This window comes from Streptomyces sp. NPDC053426 (genome assembly GCF_055585405.1).
Window position 1 is genome coordinate 212,477 of record NZ_JBVJKE010000002.1, and the last position, 16,857, is coordinate 229,333.

At 72.1% G+C, this 16,857-nt stretch carries 17 protein-coding genes; 10 read left to right on the top strand and 7 right to left on the bottom strand.

From position 1 onward, the window contains the following. Positions 1-10 precede the first annotated feature (10 nt). From ACZ62B_RS04785 to ACZ62B_RS04800, 4 genes are all read right to left on the bottom strand, one after another. Positions 11-562 (bottom strand): hypothetical protein, encoded by a 552-nt coding sequence (locus tag ACZ62B_RS04785; protein WP_125510052.1) that lies wholly within the window; start codon positions 560-562, stop codon positions 11-13. A 177-nt stretch (positions 563-739) separates the two neighbouring features. Further along, positions 740-1,354 (bottom strand): GNAT family N-acetyltransferase, encoded by a 615-nt coding sequence (locus ACZ62B_RS04790; protein WP_125504277.1) that lies wholly within the window; start codon positions 1,352-1,354, stop codon positions 740-742. Positions 1,355-1,544: 190 nt separating this feature from the next. Beyond that, complete coding sequence (locus ACZ62B_RS04795; RefSeq protein ID WP_344569142.1) at positions 1,545-2,600, bottom strand: family 2 encapsulin nanocompartment cargo protein polyprenyl transferase; 1,056 nt, start codon at positions 2,598-2,600, stop codon at positions 1,545-1,547. Positions 2,601-2,793: 193 nt separating this feature from the next. Next, the gene (locus tag ACZ62B_RS04800) at positions 2,794-4,197 is read right to left on the bottom strand and encodes a family 2B encapsulin nanocompartment shell protein (protein ID WP_344568976.1); all 1,404 of its coding nucleotides are present in this window, start codon (positions 4,195-4,197) and stop codon (positions 2,794-2,796) included. A gap of 306 nt (positions 4,198-4,503) precedes the next feature. Here ACZ62B_RS04800 and ACZ62B_RS04805 point away from each other — a divergent pair, with 306 nt between their 5' ends. The 3 genes from ACZ62B_RS04805 (at position 4,504) to ACZ62B_RS04815 (ending at position 6,584) form a co-directional block, all read left to right on the top strand. After that, a complete protein-coding gene (locus ACZ62B_RS04805) occupies positions 4,504-5,082 on the top strand; it encodes an N-acetylmuramoyl-L-alanine amidase (protein WP_344569144.1) in 579 nt (192 codons plus the stop codon). Positions 5,083-5,229: 147 nt separating this feature from the next. After that, the gene (locus tag ACZ62B_RS04810) at positions 5,230-5,667 is read left to right on the top strand and encodes a DUF6010 family protein (protein WP_344568978.1); all 438 of its coding nucleotides are present in this window, start codon (positions 5,230-5,232) and stop codon (positions 5,665-5,667) included. Then, complete coding sequence (locus tag ACZ62B_RS04815; protein ID WP_468880062.1) at positions 5,664-6,584, top strand: 1-aminocyclopropane-1-carboxylate deaminase/D-cysteine desulfhydrase; 921 nt, start codon at positions 5,664-5,666, stop codon at positions 6,582-6,584. The genes ACZ62B_RS04810 and ACZ62B_RS04815 overlap by 4 nt, the downstream gene beginning before the upstream one ends. Positions 6,585-6,719: 135 nt before the next feature. Here ACZ62B_RS04815 and ACZ62B_RS04820 read toward each other — a convergent pair whose 3' ends face one another. After that, the gene (locus ACZ62B_RS04820) at positions 6,720-8,312 is read right to left on the bottom strand and encodes a Na+/H+ antiporter (protein WP_344568983.1); all 1,593 of its coding nucleotides are present in this window, start codon (positions 8,310-8,312) and stop codon (positions 6,720-6,722) included. Positions 8,313-8,372: 60 nt separating this feature from the next. Between ACZ62B_RS04820 and ACZ62B_RS04825 the strand changes: the two genes are divergently transcribed. From ACZ62B_RS04825 to ACZ62B_RS04835, 3 genes are all read left to right on the top strand, one after another. After that, positions 8,373-8,633 (top strand): UBP-type zinc finger domain-containing protein, encoded by a 261-nt coding sequence (locus tag ACZ62B_RS04825; RefSeq protein WP_030219872.1) that lies wholly within the window; start codon positions 8,373-8,375, stop codon positions 8,631-8,633. Between the two features lie 258 nt (positions 8,634-8,891). Further along, on the top strand, positions 8,892-9,305 hold the full coding sequence (locus ACZ62B_RS04830; protein ID WP_004925829.1) for an ATP-binding protein: 414 nt from the start codon (positions 8,892-8,894) through the stop codon (positions 9,303-9,305). 17 nt (positions 9,306-9,322) lie between these two features. Then, positions 9,323-10,453: an RNA polymerase sigma factor SigF gene (locus ACZ62B_RS04835; RefSeq protein ID WP_468880065.1), complete on the top strand. Its 1,131-nt coding sequence runs from the start codon at positions 9,323-9,325 to the stop codon at positions 10,451-10,453. 361 nt (positions 10,454-10,814) lie between these two features. Here ACZ62B_RS04835 and ACZ62B_RS04840 read toward each other — a convergent pair whose 3' ends face one another. Beyond that, positions 10,815-11,255: a hypothetical protein gene (locus ACZ62B_RS04840; RefSeq protein ID WP_344569146.1), complete on the bottom strand. Its 441-nt coding sequence runs from the start codon at positions 11,253-11,255 to the stop codon at positions 10,815-10,817. Between the two features lie 117 nt (positions 11,256-11,372). Here ACZ62B_RS04840 and ACZ62B_RS04845 point away from each other — a divergent pair, with 117 nt between their 5' ends. Both ACZ62B_RS04845 and ACZ62B_RS04850 read left to right on the top strand, forming a co-directional pair. Beyond that, complete coding sequence (locus ACZ62B_RS04845; protein WP_469689298.1) at positions 11,373-12,341, top strand: diacylglycerol/lipid kinase family protein; 969 nt, start codon at positions 11,373-11,375, stop codon at positions 12,339-12,341. A 320-nt stretch (positions 12,342-12,661) separates the two neighbouring features. Further along, positions 12,662-12,919 carry a WhiB family transcriptional regulator gene (locus tag ACZ62B_RS04850; RefSeq protein ID WP_030219886.1) on the top strand — a complete coding sequence of 86 codons (258 nt, stop codon included), beginning with the start codon at positions 12,662-12,664 and terminating at the stop codon, positions 12,917-12,919. A gap of 175 nt (positions 12,920-13,094) precedes the next feature. Here ACZ62B_RS04850 and ACZ62B_RS04855 read toward each other — a convergent pair whose 3' ends face one another. Beyond that, the gene (locus ACZ62B_RS04855; RefSeq protein ID WP_468719374.1) at positions 13,095-14,561 is read right to left on the bottom strand and encodes a sensor histidine kinase; all 1,467 of its coding nucleotides are present in this window, start codon (positions 14,559-14,561) and stop codon (positions 13,095-13,097) included. Between the two features lie 508 nt (positions 14,562-15,069). On the opposite strand from ACZ62B_RS04855, the gene nagB reads away from it, so the two are divergent. Together nagB and ACZ62B_RS04865 are read left to right on the top strand one after the other, a co-directional pair. Continuing rightward, positions 15,070-15,855 (top strand): glucosamine-6-phosphate deaminase, encoded by a 786-nt coding sequence (gene nagB / locus ACZ62B_RS04860; protein WP_344568995.1) that lies wholly within the window; start codon positions 15,070-15,072, stop codon positions 15,853-15,855. Between the two features lie 157 nt (positions 15,856-16,012). Further along, positions 16,013-16,777: a GntR family transcriptional regulator gene (locus ACZ62B_RS04865; protein ID WP_073932397.1), complete on the top strand. Its 765-nt coding sequence runs from the start codon at positions 16,013-16,015 to the stop codon at positions 16,775-16,777. Positions 16,778-16,857 lie beyond the last annotated feature (80 nt).

Sequence of the window (16,857 nt, forward strand, 5' to 3'; positions counted from 1 at the left end):
GTCGCCGTCGTCAGCCCTCCGCACGGAGGGCTGACGGTGCCTCCCGGGCGGCCCCCGCGGGCCACACGATCTCCACGGGGACGCCCCGGGCGCGGGCGTAGGTCACCAGGTGGGCGGTGGCGTCGCGGCCGTTGGACGGGGAACCGTCCCAGACGGCCAGGAGGAGACCGCTGGAGGCGACGAGCCGTTCGTCCGCGCCGATACAGGAGTCGCGGTCCACCGGGTCATAGGTCAGCAGACGCACCTCGTCGGCGAGGGTCAGCAGTTCGCCGGCCGCCATCCGGTCCCGCCGGGGCGGCAGGGCGGGCACCCCGATACGCGTGGGGAGCACCACGGCCAGCGGGCACCCCGACGCCCGCGCGGCCCGGCCGGACGCCAGTGGCGTTCCCGCGCCGGTGCGCACCATGGCCACGGCCGGGGCGGGCCGCCGCGCCAGCCGGGCCCGCAACGCGGACTCCACCAGCAGGAGCGTGTCCGGGGTCAGGTCGGCGTGCCCCACCACCGCGATGTTCCCGCCCGTCGTGCCGTCGTCGCCTGTCGTGCCGTCGCCCGTCGTCGTCATCGTCACATCCCCGCCGGCCTCGTCGTCCGACACCCGCCGGATCCCTCGGTACGGCCGGCGGGCGCCACCCGCGAGCCAGTGAAGTCCTGACGCGCGCCGGCGGCCAGGGCCGAACGTCCCTTTCGGGGTCCCGGACCCGCCGACCGCCGGCTCCCCGGCCCCGGACCAGCCGGTCCGTCAGCCGGTGGTGCGGGGTTCGCGCCACATGGGCCACATGTACGGGCCGTCCGGAAGGGCCAGGGGCTCACCGGCCGGCTCGAAGCCGAGGCGCCGGTACAGCCGGACACTGCGCTCGCTGCTCGCCTCCAGGTAAGCCGCCAGCCCCTCCCGGTCGCAGCGGTCGAGGACGGAGCCGATCAAGGCGGTGCCGAGCCCCTCGCCCTGGCGGCCGGGTGCCACGCCGATCATCCACAGGTACGCGTGGGCCCGTCCCGAGGGGTGGATGCCCGCGGTGAGCCGGCCGATCAGCTCCACCCGCTCGTTGTCCGGGTCGACGGCCCGACGCATCCGCGCGAAACCGTCGTCGTCCGGCTGCTCCTCGCCGTGCCCGGGGTCGTCCGCCGGTACGGACATCCACAGCGCGCACGCCGAGCCGTCCTCGGTGAGGTCGACACGCCCCTCGGCGAGCACGACGTCGGTGAAGGCCGCCATGAGCCTGTGGTGCGTCGTACGGCGGTACTCGTCGCCGGGGAAGACCCAGCCACTGACCGGGTCGTCCTGGAACGCCTCGTCCAGGAGCCGGACGATCAGCTCCCGGTCTCCGTCCCCAGCCGTCCGGATCGCCACGCCCATGTCCGCCCCTTCGCCTCAACCGTCGTTGAACGTACGGAGGTTGAGCCTAGTGCGGGACGGGCGTGGGAAGGGCGGGCCCCGCACATCGTGGGGAAGTGCGGGACCCGCCGGGCCGGGACCACGGTGCCGTGCGGGGTCAGGAGCCGCACGGCACCGTGGCTCCGGGGCCGGGGAGACGGCCGGCGGGCCGTCAGGTGGTGCGCCGCGTCACGAACTCGGCCAGGGCCAGCAGCCCGCCCGCCGCCTCCGGATCGGGCACCGCGCGGGCCACTTCCTGCATCGCCCGGGCCATCCGGTCGGCCGCCTGGGTCTGTGCCCAGTCCCGGCCGCCCGCCCGCTCCACGGCCAGCGCGATCTCCTCCAGGTCCTCCTCCTCGTGGTGCGGGGTCGCGTACGCGGCGGCGAGTTCGGCGGCCTCCGGGGTGCCGGAGGTGAGCGCGGCGACCACCGGCAACGACTTCTTGCGGGCGGTCAGATCCGCGCCGGCCGGTTTGCCGGTGCGGCGCGGATCGCCCCATATGCCGATCACGTCGTCGATGAGCTGGAAGGCCAGTCCCGCCTCCCGGCCGAACCCGTCCAGCGCCGCCACGTCCGCGTCCTGGGCGTCCGCGTACAGCGCCCCGATCGCACAGGCGCAGCCGAGCAGGGCGCCGGTCTTGGCCTCGGCCATGGCGAGCGTCTCGGCGAGGGTGACCTCGCCGGGGCCCCGCTGCTCCATGGCCGTGTCGGCGTGCTGCCCCGCGCACAGCTCGACCACGCAGTCCGCGAGCCGGGCCGCCGCAGCCGAGGCCGCCGGATGGGGATCCTCGGCGAGCAGCCGCAGGGCGAGCGCCTGGAGGGCGTCCCCGGCGAGGATCGCGTCGGCGTCCCCGAACACCGTCCAGGCGGTGGGCCGGTGGCGACGGGTGGTGTCTCGGTCCATCACGTCGTCGTGCAGCAGCGTGAAGTTGTGGACCAGTTCCACCGCGGCAGCCGCCCGTACGGCGGACGCCCGGGCCACGGGCCCGCCCAGGGCGGAGGCCGCGGCGAGCACCAGGGCGGGGCGGATCGCCTTGCCCGAACCGCCCCCGGCCGGGGTGCCGTCCGCCTGTTCCCAGCCGAAGTGGTAGAGCGCGACGCGGCGCATCGGGCCGGGCAGCGAGCCGAGGGCGGCCCGCAGCACCGGGTCGACCGCGGCCCGCGCCCGCTCCAGCAGCATCGTCGCCTCGTGCCCGTCACCGGGCCGCTGCTCCGGCACCGTCGGCATCTCGGCCGTGCTCTCCGCCGTGAGCCCCGTCTTCGGCTCCGTGATGGACTCCGTCATCGACTTCCCCCTGGGACCGGCTCGGTGAAGGAGCGGAGGTGTGGCGCTTCCGCCCCCGTCGAGCGCGTACCTCCGAGGTGTACCCGCCCGGACGGGCGGGGACACGGCGTGCTGGGCGGGAGCCGGCGGCAGGCCGTCACCAACGGCCGATCTCGACGTTCTCCAGGACGCCGAGCGCGTCCGGTACCAGGACCGCGGCCGAGTAGTAGGCCGTGACCAGGTACTTGATGATGGCCTGTTCGTTGATGCCCATGAACCGCACGGACAGACTCGGCTCGATCTCGTCGGGGATGCCGGCGGCCCGCAGTCCGATGACGCCCTGCTCCTCCTCACCGGTACGCAGGGCGATGATGGAGGTCGTCCGGGCCTCGGTCACCGGGATCTTGTTGCACGGGAAGATCGGCACCCCCCGCCAGGTGGGGATGCGGTTGCCGCTCATGTCGATGGTCTCGGGGACGAGTCCCCGCTTGTTGAGCTCGCGGCCGAACGCGGCGATCGCGCGCGGGTGGGCGAGCAGCAGCCTGGTCCCGCGCCGCCTGCTGAGCAGTTCGTCCATGTCGTCGGGGCTCGGCACCCCGTTGTGGGGCTGGATCCGCTGGTCGTACTCGCAGTTGTGGAGCAGGCCGAAGTCGTGATTGTTGACGAGTTCGTGCTCCTGGCGCTCCTTCAGTGCCTCGACGGTCAGCCGGATCTGCTGTTCCGTCTGGTTCATGGGCTGGTTGTAGAGGTCGGCCACGCGGGTGTGGATGCGCAGCACGGTCTGGGCGACGCTGAGTTCGTACTCGCGCGGCCTGGCCTCGTAGTCGACGAAGGTGTGCGGGATGTCCGGCTCCCCGCTGTGGCCGGCCGAGAGGTCGATCTCCTTCTCGCCGTACTTGTTGGTGCGCTGCCCGGGGAGCGTGAGCCGCCGGCTGAGGTGTTCGCGCAGGGTGTCCGACCGCTCGGCGACCTGTTCGACGGCCTCGCGCGGCAGCACGAGCACCGTGCAGGCGGTGAGGGTGCGGGCGGTGTACTCCCAGATGGCGTCCTCGCCCAGCAGCGCCTGTTCGCCGAAGTAGGCGCCGTCGGCGAGGACTCCGAGGGACTCGTCGTCGCCGTAGGGGCCGGTGCCGACCCGCTCCACCCTGCCGTGCGCCAGCAGGTACACCTCGTCGGCCGGACTGCCGAAGGAGGCGATGACCTGACCGGCCCCGATCTCCCGCTGCCGGCAGCGGGAGGCCAGCTCGGTCAGCACCTCCTCGTCCTCGTACGACCGCAGCGCCGGAAGCTCGCCCAGCTCCGCGGGGATGATCTCGACGCGGTCGCCGGTCTTCACGAACGTGATCCGGCCATCACCCACGGCGTACGTCAGCCGCCGGTTGACACGGTATGTACCGCCCTGCACGTCGGCCCAGGGCAGCATGCGCAGCAGCCAGCGCGAGCTGATCTCCTGCATCTGCGGCACGGACTTGGTCGTGGTGGCCAGGTTCCGCGCGGCCGCCGTACCGAGGCTCTGCTGCTGCCTGGCCTGCTCCGTGCGGACCTCTTCGCCTACCGACATAGAGAATTGCCCTCCCCAATGGTGATCCCGCACCCGGCCGCGCCGGGCGTGGCATTGCGCGATCAAGCCTTCCTCACCCAGCGTGCGCGCACCATTACCCGATCGAGCGGGATTGGATCTTGGGGGGACTGGGCAGACATGGGCATCCGTTCGACGGTGCCGGACCGGAAGGAAATTGTCCGGATCGGCTCGCACAGGAGACTGACGAGTAGTTGAACTCGCTCCTTTTAGGTATAGGCCCGGTAGCGAGCGGTTGCGAAGGGCGGCCGCCGTCCGGCACGAAGGAGGGCGGTCATGGCCCCACCCATGTCCGCGAGCGCGTTCCTGCGCGCTCTGAAGGCGGAAGGTCTCACGGTCGTCGAGGTCGGCGACTGGCGCGACCACAACCGCAACCACAAGGGCCCGTGGGGCCCGGTGCACGGCGTGATGATCCACCACACCGTGACCCGGGGCAGCGCCCGCACGGTCGACATCTGCCGCAAGGGCTACGAGGGTCTGCCCGGACCCCTGTGCCACGGCGTCATCACCAAGGACGGCCGGGTCCACCTCGTCGGCTACGGCAGGGCCAACCACGCCGGGCTCGGCGACGACGAAGTGCTCCGCGCGGTGATCGCCGAGAGGGCGCTGCCGAAGGACAACGAGGCGAACACCGACGGCAACCGGCACTTCTACGGCTTCGAGTGCGAGAACCTCGGCGACGGCGAGGACCCCTGGCCGGCGGCCCAGCTGGAGGCCATCGAGAGGGCCGCGGCCGCCGTGTGCCGTCATCACGGCTGGAACGAACGGTCGGTGATCGGGCACAGGGAGTGGCAGCCGGGGAAAGTGGACCCGCGCGGGTTCACGATGGGCTCGATGAGGAAACGGATCGGCGACCGGCTGAAGTGACGCGCGGGCGCACGGGCGCGACGGCGCACGGCGCACGGCCTGGCTGGCGACAACCCGTGGGAACCTGTCGCTCGCTCCCCTGGGACCCGTGGCGACCCGCTCCTAGCGTGGTGAACGTCCCTGACGGTCCCAGGAAAAGGCCTCGCCATGCAGTACGTCGCCCCGGTCGGCATCGGTGTCCTCTACGCCCTGCTGATGTCCCTCGTCCGTGAACCGCACCGGAGGCACCTGAACGCCCTCATGGTCGCCGGTGCGGGCGCCGCCTACCTCAGCGGGGGCGGGCTGGGCGGCTGGGAGTTCGCCTTCACGGCGCTGGTCACCTATGTCGCGTTCCGCGGCCTGGAGTCCTGGACGTTCATCGGCGTCGGCTGGCTGCTGCACACCGCGTGGGACGTCGTCCACCACATCAAGGGCAACCCCATCATCCCGTTCGCCCACACGTCGTCCCTGGGCTGCGCGATATGCGACCCGGTGATCGCGCTGTGGTGCCTGTGGGGCGGCCCCTCCCTGATCGACATGTTCCGGGACCGCCACGGCAAGCGCCGCCGGAGCCGCGAGGAGCCGCAGGCGACAATGGCCCGGTGACCGGCTCCGACACCCCCGACCCCCGCGACGCCCTCGCGGGCCTGCGCCCACGGCTGCCCTCCCCGCTGCGGGAGGTCACGGACCAGCGGTTCGAGCGGCACGGAGTACGGCTCCTGCTGAAGCGGGACGATCTGATCCACCCCGAACTGGTCGGCAACAAGTGGCGCAAGCTCGCGCCGAACCTCGACGAGGCGGCCGGACGGACCGTGCTCACCTTCGGCGGCGCGTACTCCAACCATCTGCGCGCCACGGCCGCCGCCGGCCGGCTGCTCGGCCTGCGCACGGTCGGCGTGGTGCGCGGGCAGGAACTCGCCGGCCGCCCGCTCAATCCCTCGCTGGCCCGGTGCGCGGCCGACGGGATGCGGCTGCACTTCGTCGACCGGTCGGCGTACCGCCGCAAGACCGAACCGGAGACCCTGGCGGCCTTGCTCCGCGCGGCGGGCGCCGAGGGCGCGTACGTCGTGCCCGAGGGCGGCAGCAACCCCGCCGCCGTGCGCGGCTGCCGGGCGCTCGGGGAGGAGCTGGCCGGCCGGGCGGACGTGGCGGCGGTGGCCTGCGGCACCGGCGGCACGCTGGCCGGACTGGCCGCCGGGCTCGGCGGCGGGACGCGCGCACTGGGCATACCCGTGCTCAAGGGCGGCTTCCTGGCCGATGACATACGGGCCCTGCAGGGCGAGGCGTTCGGCGGCCCGCGCGGCGACTGGAGCCTGGACGACCGCTTCCACTTCGGCGGTTACGCCCGCGTCACCCCGGAACTCGACGCGTTCGCCGAGGACTTCGAGCACCGCCACGGCATCCCGGTCGAACGTCTCTATGTCGCCAAGTTGCTTTACGCCCTTGTCGCCCTGGCGGAGGAGAACGCGTTCCCGCGCGGGAGCACGGTCGCCGCGGTGGTCACCGGACGGCCCTTCCCCTAGGACCGTCCGGCGGATCATGCCGGAGACGCGGGATCCGGCGCGCCCGTCCGCGGCGTGCCGGGCCCCGCTCACCCGGGCCGCAAGACGACACCACCGGTCCCCTCCGGCTTGAACCGCCGGACAGGCTTCAGGCGGCTAGGTCGTCTCCCGGAACGCCGCCGCCTCCTCCAGGTCCAGCCGGCGCAGCAGCGTGCGCAGCATCTCGTCGTCGATGTGGCGGCCGTCGCGCAGGCGGACGAACACCTCGCGTTCCGCGCTGATCATCTCCCGGGACAGCCGCCGGTAGGTGTCGTCCACCGACTCCCCGGTGACCGGGTTGACCTGCCCGAGCCGTTCCCAGACGGCGTTGCGGCGGCGCTCCAGGACGGTGCGCAGGCGTTCGGCGAGCGGTGCGGGAAGGGCGTTGCGCTCGTCGGCGAGGAGCTCGTCCAGGCGCTGCTCGGCGATCCGGGAGGCCTGCGCCTGGGCGTTGGCCTCGGCCAGGGTCTCGGCCTGCGCGTCGCGTCCGGGGAGTTTGAGCACCCGGATCAGCGGGGGCAGCGTCAGCCCCTGCACGACCAGGGTGCCGATGACGGTGGTGAAGGTCAGGAAGAGCAGCAGGTTGCGCTGCGGGAAGTCCTCGCCCTCGGCGGCGACCGGGATGGAGAAGGCGATGGCCAGCGATACCACGCCCCGCATTCCGGCCCAGGCGATGACGAACGGCGCCTTCCAGCCGGGTCTCCCCTCGCGCTCCCTGATCTTCGCCGAGAGCATCGGCGGCAGCCAGGTCGCCGGGTACACCCAGAGGAACCGGATCACGACGACCACCACGAAGACGGCGACCGCGTACCAGGCGGCGTCGACGCCCTCGTACTCGCCGAGTCCTCTCAGGACGACGGGCAGCTGCAGTCCGATCAGCGCGAACACCGCGGACTCCAGGACGAACGCGACCATCTTCCACACCGCGTCCTCCTGGAGGCGGGTGGCGAAGTCGACCTCCCACGCGCGGTGCCCCAGGTAGAGGGCGACGACCACCACGGCGATGACTCCGGAGGCGTGCACCTGCTCGGCGGCGGCGTACGCGACGAACGGGATCAGCAGGGAGAGCGTGTTCTGCAGCAGCGCCTCCTTCACGTGCGTGCGCAGCCAGTGCAGCGGTGCCATGAGCACCAGGCCGACCGCCACCCCGCCGATCGCGGCGACCAGGAACTCCACGACTCCCCCGGCCCAGGTCGCGCCCTCGCCGACCGCGGCCGCCACCGCCACCCGGAACGCGGTGATCGCGGTGGCGTCGTTGAACAGGGACTCGCCCTGGAGGATGGTGGTGATCCGGGACGGCAGGCCCACCCGGCGCGCCACCGCCGTCGCCGCGACCGCGTCCGGCGGGGCCACCACGGCGCCGAACACCAGCGCCGCGGTCAGCGGCAGGCCCGGCACCATCAGGTACAGGACCCAGCCGACGGCGAACGTCGCGAACAGCACGTACCCCACCGACAGCAGCGCCACCGGCCGCAGTTGCGCCCGCAGGTCGAGGTAGGAGCTGTCGGTGGCCGCCGTGTGCAGCAGCGGGGGCAGGATGAGCGGCAGGACGATGTGCGGGTCGAGCGTGTACTCGGGCACGCCGGGGAGGTAGCTGACCGCCAGTCCGGCGGCGACCAGCAGCAGCGGTGGCGGCACCGGGGTGCGCCGGGCGGCCGCGGCGATCGCGGCGCTGCCCGCCACCAGCAACAGCAGCGGCATCACATCCATGTCCGGCCCACCCTCGTTTTTCCGCGCGGCTCCCCGCGCGGGCGTCGTAATCTGGCAATCATGAAACAGTGCACGCACGCCGACGCGCTGCCGCACCCGGAACCCGTCCCGCTCGGTGAGACGTGTCCGGAGTGCCTGCGGGACGGCACTGATCCGGTGCAGCTGCGCCTCTGCCTCACCTGCGGCCACGTCGGGTGCTGCGACTCCTCGCCGAACCGGCACGCCACGGAACACCACAGGGAAACCGGCCACCCCGTGATGCGGACCCACGAGCCCGGCGAGGACTGGCGCTGGTGCTTCGTGGACCACGTGCTGGTGTGACCCGGAGTGACCCCGGTGCCGGACGGTTCGACCGTCTGACGTCTGGGTACGTCAATGCGGCGCGCGCTCTTCCCATTTGGGAGCCGCAGACCCCTAGCCACGGAGCGTATTCATAGTTTTACTATGAGTGACAGCACACGGGTCGGGGTCCCGGGGACAGGACCGTCGAGAGCGCGATAGCGTCACCGCTGAACCACGTAGCGCGTTACCCGGGGGCGAAACAGGCCCTTAAACGCTTGTACCACCTTGGAGGTGAGGGTGTCCCAGATCGCAGGCGAGCCCGCGACCCAGGACTTCGTGGAAGTCCGGCTGCCGGCCGCGGGGGCCTACCTGTCGGTGCTGCGTACGGCCACGGCCGGCCTCGCGGCCCGTTTGGACTTCACCCTCGACGAGATCGAGGACCTGCGCATCGCGGTCGACGAGGCCTGCGCGATCCTGCTCCAGCAGGCCGTGCCGGGGTCGGTGCTCAGCTGTGTCTTCCGGCTCGTCGACGACTCGCTCGAGGTGACCGTCTCGGCGCCGACCACGGACGGTCACGCCCCTTCGCGGGACACCTTCGCCTGGACCGTCCTGTCCGCGCTCGCGGGCAAGGTCTCCTCCGCCGTGGACGAGGACAAGACCGTGTCGATCAGCCTCTACAAACAGCGCGGCGCGGGACCCGGGCCGGCGTGAGGAGCGAGGACGGGCCGGTGCGGGACGAAGAACGCGGCACACGGGAGCTGCCGGCCGAGCGCGTGCCGGACGGCATCGACGGCATCCCCGAGCAGGCCCGGCCGCATCCGGAGGACGACTCCGCGGAGACCGTCGCCCCGGACGGCGGGCAGTCCGGCGGTGCCGCGCGGGGCACGACCCCGGCCGGGGTCGCTCCGGGCCAGGGGGGCGCCCCCGCCAGGGCCAGGCCGGCAGCGGGGGACGAGGCGAGCGCTCGGGGAAGGGCGACGGGCGGGACGATGAGCGAGCACGAGCGACACGCCGAGGACGAGGCGCCGCGGGCGCCCGCCGCCCGGGGCGCGCGGAGCGCCCCCGGCGCTCCGGGCGCCCAGGGCGGGCACGCGCACCACAACCCGCAGGACCGCAGCGGGGCGCGCGCCATGTTCCTCGAGCTGCGCGCGCTGCAGGACGGCACTCCCGAGTACGCGGAGCTGCGCAACCGCCTGGTGCGCATGCATCTGCCGCTCGTCGAGCACCTCGCGCGCCGCTTCCGCAACCGCGGTGAGCCGCTGGACGACCTCACCCAGGTCGCCACCATCGGGCTGATCAAGTCGGTCGACCGCTTCGACCCCGACCGGGGCGTGGAGTTCTCGACGTACGCGACCCCGACGGTCGTCGGCGAGATCAAGCGGCACTTCCGCGACAAGGGCTGGGCGGTGCGCGTGCCGCGCCGGCTGCAGGAGCTGCGGCTGGCGCTCACCACGGCCACGGCGGAGCTGTCCCAGCTCCACGGCCGCTCCCCCACGGTGCACGAGCTGGCCGAGAAGCTGGCCATCTCCGAGGAGGAGGTCCTGGAGGGCCTGGAGTCCGCGAACGCGTACTCCACGCTGTCCCTGGACGTCCCCGACACCGACGACGAGTCCCCGGCGGTCGCCGACACCCTCGGCGCCGAGGACGAGGCGCTGGAGGGCGTGGAGTACCGGGAGTCGCTCAAGCCGCTCCTTGAGGACCTGCCGCCGCGCGAGAAGCGGATCCTGCTGCTGCGCTTCTTCGGCAACATGACCCAGTCGCAGATCGCGCAGGAGGTCGGCATCTCGCAGATGCACGTCTCCCGGCTGCTGGCCCGCACCCTGGCCCAGCTCCGGGAGAAGCTGCTCGTGGAGGAGTGACCCGACACAGGCGCCGGGGCGCCGGAACCTGTCTTCCGGACCAGGCCACCCCCAGGTGACGGCGCCTCGCGGCCGGGCCGAACGGTGGCCACGGGACTCCCTCCCGCGCACGGGGCTACCGCCCGCTCGAGCGAAGCCGGGGGTGGGGAGCGGTCGAGCGTGCGGCTGCAAGGCGGAGGAAGGCGTCGACGCGACGGGGGTCCCCCGAACAATGGGCCCCTCCCGCTCGAGCGAAGCCGAGGGGGAAGCGGTCGAGCGTGCGGGAGTCGGCAGCCGGCAGCCGGCGACAACGCCGCTGGGGTCCCTCTCCGGGAGGGGGCGCGCCGCACCCCGCGATCCCGGCGAGGTCCGGGGGCGGGCGCTACTTCTCGGCGTTCCCGGGCCCCCGGATGCCGAGGGCCTGGGTCGTCTCGGGGTTGACCAGCAGGACGAGCGCGGTGACGGCCACGACGGCGAGCGCGATTCCGGCGGGGATGGCCACGCTGTCGGAACGCAGCAGGTTGTAGGCCACCGGCAGCGCGATGATCTGCGTGATGACGGCGGGGCCGCGGCTCCAGCTCCGCCGGGCGAACAGCCCCCGCGCGGCGAGCAGCGGGAGCAGCGCGAGCACGATCAGCGTCACCCCGCCGGTGATCGCCTGCTGACGGTCGTCCGGTTCGCCGGTGAGGGCGAGGACCGACATCCACACGCCGCCGGCCACCAGCGCGAGCCCCTCCAGGGCGGCCAGCGCCGCGGCGTACGTCAGACGGCGCGGGCGGGGGCCGGTGGCGTCCGGGGTGGTGGGGGTCTGCTCGCTGCTCACCCCTGAAGGGTAGCCCTCGCCGTGCGCGTCCCCCGTGTCGAGGTTCACGCCCCGTCTCCCCCCTCCGCCCCCGACTCGGTCTGGGCCCGGTACCGCTCAGTAGGTACCCTGCACGTCATGCGTGCACTTCTCGTGGTCAACCCGGCGGCAACCACCACCAGTGCGCGCACGCGCGATGTGCTGATCCACGCGCTCGCCAGCGAGATGAAGCTGGAGGCGGTCACCACCGAGTACCGCGGGCACGCGCGCGACCTCGGCCGGCAGGCCGCGCAGAGCGACGACATCGACCTGGTGGTGGCCCTCGGCGGGGACGGCACGGTCAACGAGGTCGTCAACGGTCTGCTGCACGCGGGGCCCGACCCGGAGCACCTGCCCGGTCTCGCCGTGGTTCCCGGCGGCTCCACCAATGTCTTCGCCCGCGCGCTGGGCCTGCCCAACCAGCCCGTGGAGGCCACCGGCGTCCTGCTGGACGCGCTGCGCGAGGGCCGCGAGCGCACCGTCGGCCTGGGTCTGACCTCGGGCACGCCGGGCTCGGACGACGAGGCCGTACCGGCCCGCTGGTTCACCTTCAACGCGGGGCTGGGCTTCGACGCCGGCGTGGTCGGCCGGGTGGAGCAGCAGCGGGAGCGCGGCAGGAAGTCGACCCACGCGCTGTACATGCGCCAGGTGGTGCGTCAGCTCCTCGGCGATCCGCACCGCCGGAACGGGGTGATCGCGTTCGAGCACCCGGACGAGGAGCCGGTCACCGATCTGGCGCTCTCCATAGTCTCGAACACCTCGCCGTGGACGTTTCTCGGCAATCGCCCGATCTACGCGTCGCCTAAGGCCTCGTTCGATACGGCGCTCGATCTCTTCGGTCTGCACCGGCTCTCCACCGCCGCGGTTGCCCGGTATGGCACCCAGTTGCTCACTTCGTCCCCGGAGCGCGGACCCCGCGGCAGGCATGTGGTCTCCCGGCACGATCTGACGCGCTTCACCTTGCATTCGAAGGTGCCGCTGCCCCTCCAGATGGACGGTGACCACCTGGGGCTGCGAACCAGCGTGACGTTCACAGGCGTACGCCGTGCACTGCGTGTGATTGTGTGAGCAGAAAGGGCCAAAGTCCTTTCAGTCGAACGTTTAGGCCAGGATCCACCCCATGGAAGTACGGCTGTGACCTAGTCGACACCGAAGAATCAAAAAAAACTTTCCGGAAGGGGTTGTATCCGCCGCCGAGGTTTGCGAGTCTCTTCTTGGCGATCGGGACGGCCCGCAACACCGGCCTCCACAGATCACCGGAACCCCTCTTCAAATCCAAGGACCCAACGCCGGGGAACCTGGCGGTCGGCCCTTCCCTTGTCGGGGGATTCGTGAAAGCGTTCACATTCACAAGCAATCGCATTACATACCCAGGAGAGGTAGCAGCCATGGACTGGCGTCACAACGCCGTTTGCCGCGAGGAAGACCCCGAGCTCTTCTTCCCCATCGGCAACACCGGTCCTGCGCTGCTGCAGATCGAGGAAGCCAAGGCCGTCTGCCGTCGCTGCCCGGTGATCGAGAGCTGCCTGCAGTGGGCGCTCGAGTCCGGTCAGGACAGCGGCGTCTGGGGTGGTCTCAGCGAGGACGAGCGTCGCGCGATGAAGCGCCGTGCCGCCCGCAACCGGGCCCGTCAGGCATCCGCCTGACAACCCACCCCTGCTGACAGCCTGAGCTTGGCGGCGCGTACGGCGCGTACGCATCTCCCGCCCCCGAGCCGCAGCGCGCAGTTGAGCAAGAGCCCCGGCCGCTTTCAGCGGTCCGGGGCTCTTCGCCGTCCGCGCGCGTCCGCGCGTCCGTGCGGGTCCGCGCCGCCCGCGCCCGCTACTTGTCCGACTGCACCGGGATGTCCAGGATCACCCTGGTCCCCCGCTCCGGCGCCGGCACCATGTCGAAGGTGCCGCCCAACTCGCCCTCCACCAGGGTGCGTACGATCTGCAGGCCGAGGTTGCCCGCGGTGTGCGGGTCGAAGCCCTCGGGCAGGCCCACGCCGTCGTCCTGCACGGTGACCAGCAGACGGGTCTCCTTCGTGGTGCCGCCGCGGACCGCCGACACCTCGACAGTGCCGGTCTCGCCCTCGCGGAAGCCGTGCTCCAGGGCGTTCTGCAGCACCTCGGTCAGCACCATCGACAGCGGGGTGGCGACCTCGGCGTCGAGTATGCCGAAGCGGCCCGCGCGCCGGCCGGTGACCTTGCCCGGGGAGATCTCGGCGACCATCGCGAGGACGCGGTCGGCGATCTCGTCGAACTCCACCCGCTCGTCCAGGTTCTGGGACAGCGTCTCGTGCACGATCGCGATGGACCCCACCCGGCGCACCGCCTCCTCCAGGGCCGCACGGCCGCGCTCGGACCCGATGCGCCGTGCCTGGAGGCGCAGCAGCGCCGCCACCGTCTGGAGGTTGTTCTTCACCCGGTGGTGGATCTCCCGGATGGTCGCGTCCTTGGTGATCAACTCGCGTTCGCGGCGGCGAAGTTCCGTGACGTCACGGAGCAGCACCAGCGAACCGATGCGCGTCCCCTTCGGTTTGAGCGGGATCGCCCGGAACTGGATCACCCCGTCGTGCGCCTCGATCTCGAACTCGCGCGGCGCCCAGCCGCTGGCGACCTTGGCCAGCGCCTCGTCCACAGGCCCCCGGGAGGGGGCCAGTTCGGCGGTGGTCCGGCCGAGGTGATGACCCACCAGGTCGGCGGCGAGGCCCATGCGGTGGTACGCGGACAGGGCGTTCGGGGAGGCGTACTGGACGATGCCGTCGGCGTCGAGCCGGATCAGCCCGTCGCCGACGCGCGGCGAGGCGTCCATCTCGAGCTGCTGGTTCGCGAACGGGAAGGAGCCGGCCGCGATCATCTGCGCGAGGTCCGAGGCGCTCTGGAGGTAGGTGAGCTCCAGCCGGCTCGGGGTGCGCACGGTGAGCAGGTTGGTGTTGCGCGCGATGACCCCGAGGACGCGCCCCTCACGCCGTACGGGGATGGACTCGACCCGTACGGGAACCTCCTCGCGCCACTCCGGGTCCCCCTCGCGCACGATCCGGCCCTCGTCCAGGGCCGCGTCCAGCATGGGGCGGCGTCCGCGCGGGACGAGGTGGCCGACCATGTCGTCCTGGTAGGAGGTCGGGCCGGTGTTGGGCCGCATCTGGGCGACGGAGACGTAGCGGGTGCCGTCGCGGGTGGGGACCCACAGGACCAGGTCGGCGAAGGAGAGGTCGGAGAGCAGCTGCCACTCCGAGACCAGCAGGTGGAGCCACTCGAGATCGGTGTCGTCGAGGGCGGTGTGCTGGCGTACGAGTTCGTTCATGGAGGGCACGTCAGCGAGCGTACCCGGCGGTCCGCGGGGCCCTGAAACACCCGCGGGCCGCGGCGCCTGAGAGGGACCCTCAACCCTCCCGGCACCGCAGCCCGGAGCAACATCGGCCGTGGGGTGTGCGGTCCCGGTCGGCCGAGGGATGAGGAGCCGGGGCAGTCAGGGCAGAGAGCTCCGGTTCCTCGGTTCCGCCTTCCTGTGCGGGGAAGGCAGGTTTGGTGTGCCCTGCTACGCATTGTGGACTAGACCACTGTCCCTGTAAATGCGTCGGACCAATCGCGTCGGACGCCGTTCGCCCCATCGGGGCCGCGCGGGCGTCCGTCAAGCAGCCTAACCCGTGGGGTTCCCGCACGGGGCCGGTCGGACATGGCAATTTCGGCGCGCGGTCACCGCGTCCGCTCTGTTAGATTGAGATTGGTCTAAACCACATTGCACCACCCTGCGGATCCGTGCTCGCGGATCCGGTCCCAGTCGAGTCCTCCTCAAGATCGGCAGGCCCACCGTGGAAGTTGTCATCGTTGCGGACGCCAAGGCGGGCGGCGAGCTCATCGCCGGGGCCATGGCACAGCTCCTGCGACGCAAGCCCGACGCCCTGCTGGGCGTGGCGACCGGTTCGACGCCGCTGCCCGTCTACCAGGCGCTGGCGGCCCGGGTCGACTCCGGCGCGGTGGACACCTCCCGGGCACGGATCGCCCAGCTCGACGAGTACGTGGGACTGCCCGCCGACCACCCCGAGTCCTACCGCTCGGTGCTGCGGCGCGAGGTGCTGGAGCCGCTCGGGATCGGGATGGACGCCTTCATGGGCCCCGACGGCACCGCCGAGGACGTGCAGGGCGCGTGCGAGGCGTACGACAGAGGGCTGGCCGAGGCCGGCGGCGTGGACCTCCAGCTCCTCGGGATCGGCACGGACGGGCACATCGGGTTCAACGAGCCGTGCTCCTCGCTCGCCTCCCGCACCCGGATCAAGACGCTGACCGAGCAGACCCGGGTGGACAACGCCCGCTTCTTCGACGGCGACATCGACCAGGTCCCGCACCACGTCATCACCCAGGGCATCGGCACCATCCTGGAGGCCCGCCACCTGGTCCTGCTCGCCACCGGCGAGGGCAAGGCGGACGCGGTCGCCGCGACCGTGGAGGGGCCGGTGGCGGCGGTGTGCCCGGCGTCCGCGCTCCAGCTGCACCCGCACGCCACGGTGGTCGTCGACGAGGCCGCCGCCGCCAAGCTGAAGCTCGCCGACTACTTCCGGCACACCTACGCCAACAAGCCGGAGTGGCAGGGGATCTGACCGCCCTCCGTGGTCTGGACCAGCCCCCGCCCCAGGGGTATACAAAGGGGATCACGGAGCGTGCGGGGCACACCCCCGCCCCGAGCCGTGCCACGATGTCAGCCGCGGCCGATGGGGATGTCGGTCGTTTCGGCACCCGGAGCCGGGAAGGCAGAGCATGAGCACCGACGTCAGCAGTGCGGAGAACGAGGGTGGGACCACGGTCCGTACCGCGCGTGTGCCCAAGTACTACCGGCTGAAGAAGCACCTGCTCGACATGACCGAGACGGCGCCGCCCGGCACTCCGGTCCCGCCCGAGCGCACCCTGGCGGCGGAGTTCGACACCTCTCGCACCACCGTGCGCCAGGCGCTCTCGGAGCTGGTCGTCGAGGGGCGCCTCGAACGCATCCAGGGCAAGGGGACCTTCGTCGCCAAGCCCAAGGTCTCCCAGGCGCTCCAGCTCACGTCGTACACCGAGGACATGCGCGCCCAGGGCCTGGAGCCCACCTCGCAACTGCTGGACCTCGGCTACATCACCGCCGACGACCGGCTCGCCGAGCTGCTCGACATCACGGCCGGCGGGCGGGTGCTGCGCATCGAGCGGCTGCGCATGGCCAACGGCGAGCCGATGGCCATCGAGACCACCCACCTGAGCGCCAAGCGCTTCCCCGCGCTGCGCCGCAGCCTGACGAAGTACACCTCCCTCTACACCGCCCTCGCCGAGGTGTACGACGTCCATCTCGCGGAGGCCGAGGAGACCATCGAGACGTCCCTGGCCACCCCGCGCGAGGCCGGCCTGCTCGGCACCGACGTCGGTCTGCCGATGCTGATGCTGTCCCGGCACTCGCGGGACCGGGACGGACAGCCGGTGGAGTGGGTGCGGTCGGTGTACCGGGGCGACCGGTACAAGTTCGTCGCACGCCTGAAGCGCCCCCAGGACTGAACCCGCAGCGGGCCCGCAGACCCGCGGCGGACTCGGACCAGGCCCTGAGCGGGCCCGCAAAACCCGACGAAGCGGGCGGT